Here is a 2,184-nt window from a genome sequence, read left to right as displayed (position 1 = left end):
TTAAATCAATAAATTTAGAACGTTTAGAATTTTTGTATAAAATTCTTAATGTTCAGCCGTGCGGATTTAGCACGGAAAAATTTTTATTTTATATTTTTTAGTCACTCTCTATATCCAACGTCTTTTAACTTGTTCCGCTATTTTGGTACACTTTTCAAACGGAAATTTTTTATATAAAAAAGCCCCATATGGGGCTGAGGAACTGTTAATACAGTCTTTTGCTAATCGCTATAAACAATATAACGACTATTAACAAAGTACGCATAGCTGTCCTCCGAAGTTATAGTTTTCGGCTCTGTGAAGCCGATAAAATATTATAACAAATGGAAAATAAAAAAGCTAGGCATAAAGCCTAACTTTTCTCACAGATTTTTACTATAACTTCGTTTATGTATTTATTATAACATATATATTTATAAGCTTCAACTAAAAAAAATTAGGTATAAAACCTAATTTTTGCGTACTTTGCTAACAATTGCTATATTGTTTATGCTCTATTATAGCATATTTATTAAATTTTTCAAGTTCGAATTTTCGTAAATAAAGTATTTTATATTTTTGTTACATATGTATAAAAATAAGTTTTTAAGACTTTATAGTCATAAAAAACCTATCTTTTTATAGTGTAAAAAAAGGTAGAGATTTTTTATCATAGTCATGCTTCAATTATATTATATTCAGATATCAATACTATTTCAACTATTGATTTTATTACTTTTACTTCTTCTGTTAATTCTGAAATATGATTTTTCTTATATTTATTATAAGTTTCTCTTCCTTTTTCAACATAATTTATTGAAGATTTTATTTTATAAAAACGTTTTGCCATCTTTCGTAATATATCTTCTTTATCTGAATTCCAAGAAATAACTGGAGCTTGCTTAACAAAACTTATTTTTCTTTGACACCATTTCCTGTACTCTCCTTCATTTATTTCTAGAAATTTTTCATAATTAAAGAAATTTACTAATAAATTTTCTAAAATTGCTAATTCTTTTACAGAAAAAAGAATATCTTCTGATTCTTTAATTAATTTATCGATCTTTTCTTTAATATTTATTTTACTTTTTTCATAAAAAAATGTTAATATTTTATAATATAATAAAAACTTTAAATCTATTTCTTCTGATTCCAATGCTCTTAGATAATAATCTCTTACTTCTGTATCTATTATATGGGAGTCTGTCTGTTTTTTTGAATAGGAAAAATGATTAGTTATTTTTTCTTTGTAATGAGAAAATTCTATACACTCTATATATGTTTTATGTTTTAATAAAAGAGAATCTAAAATTGCTCTTGAAATATACTTTATTTTTCTTGTTGACTCCCCATGTATCTCCAAGAAAATTATATTATCAAACATTTCTTCAAATATTGATTCACTGATTTTCCTTTCAGCATTGTCTTTTAATTGATATAATTTTTTTAAAAGTAATTCATTTTTCTTTCTTTTAAAGTTTTTATTTAAACGAAAAAAAAGAAGATAACATAATAAAAAAATATTTTTCTTTTCATCTAAAGGTGTCGTATTGTAAAAATATCTTTCTTCTTCAATTATAATAGAATTAACTTTTGAATTAATAGAATAGCATAGTTCTACCTTTTTATTTACATTTTTTATCTTTACAGGGAAAAGATAATACGATGTTCCATTTTTATATTCCATTAGCCCATCATCCATCTTAAAATTAAAATTTAGCAATGTTTCAAAAATATGTCTTAGGTTTATATCATCTAGTATTAATTCTTTTTTTTTATCTTTCCATGATTCACCAAAAGATTTTTCTTTACTCATATCAAATATTAAATTACTATTTTCAATATCTCCTTCTAACGAAAATTCTGCTTCTACCATTTTTTTTATTTTATTTTTAAATGTAATATACTTTATTTTTTCTATTTGAATTAACATAAATATAGACTCCTTTAAAAAATTATTGATTTTCCGATAGCTTTAATGTATCATATAATAATTAATATTACTATAAAGGACTGAAACTAATGATTGAAAAAATTATAATTTCTGATGTTGCAACATATAAAAAGCAAGTTGTCATTGAGCCCAAAAAGATAAATTTTTTCTATGGTAGCAATGGTAGTGGTAAAACTTGTAGTGCTATAGTAAAGTAGGAACACCAAAATCTAAACAATGATATAATAAAAAAAGAAAGAGGTGTTTTGAAA

General features: G+C 23.0%; 1 protein-coding gene. It reads right to left on the bottom strand.

The window, feature by feature from the left end; translation table 11 throughout:
• Nucleotides 1–655 precede the first annotated feature (655 nt).
• Nucleotides 656–1,912 (bottom strand): hypothetical protein, encoded by a 1,257-nt coding sequence (locus NK213_RS19765; protein WP_253352527.1) that lies wholly within the window; start codon nt 1,910–1,912, stop codon nt 656–658.
• Nucleotides 1,913–2,184: the final 272 nt, after the last annotated feature.

Origin of the sequence: Sebaldella sp. S0638, assembly GCF_024158605.1 — a bacterium.
Taxonomy (GTDB): domain Bacteria; phylum Fusobacteriota; class Fusobacteriia; order Fusobacteriales; family Leptotrichiaceae; genus Sebaldella.
Note: the sequence above shows the minus strand (reverse complement) of the source record. Positions and strands in the feature narration are given on the sequence as shown.

Bases quoted from the DNA above. Each gene is read 5' to 3' on its own strand.
- NK213_RS19765 (WP_253352527.1), bottom strand. From the start codon at position 1,912: ATGTTAATTCAAATAGAAAAAATAAAGTATATTACATTTAAAAATAAA.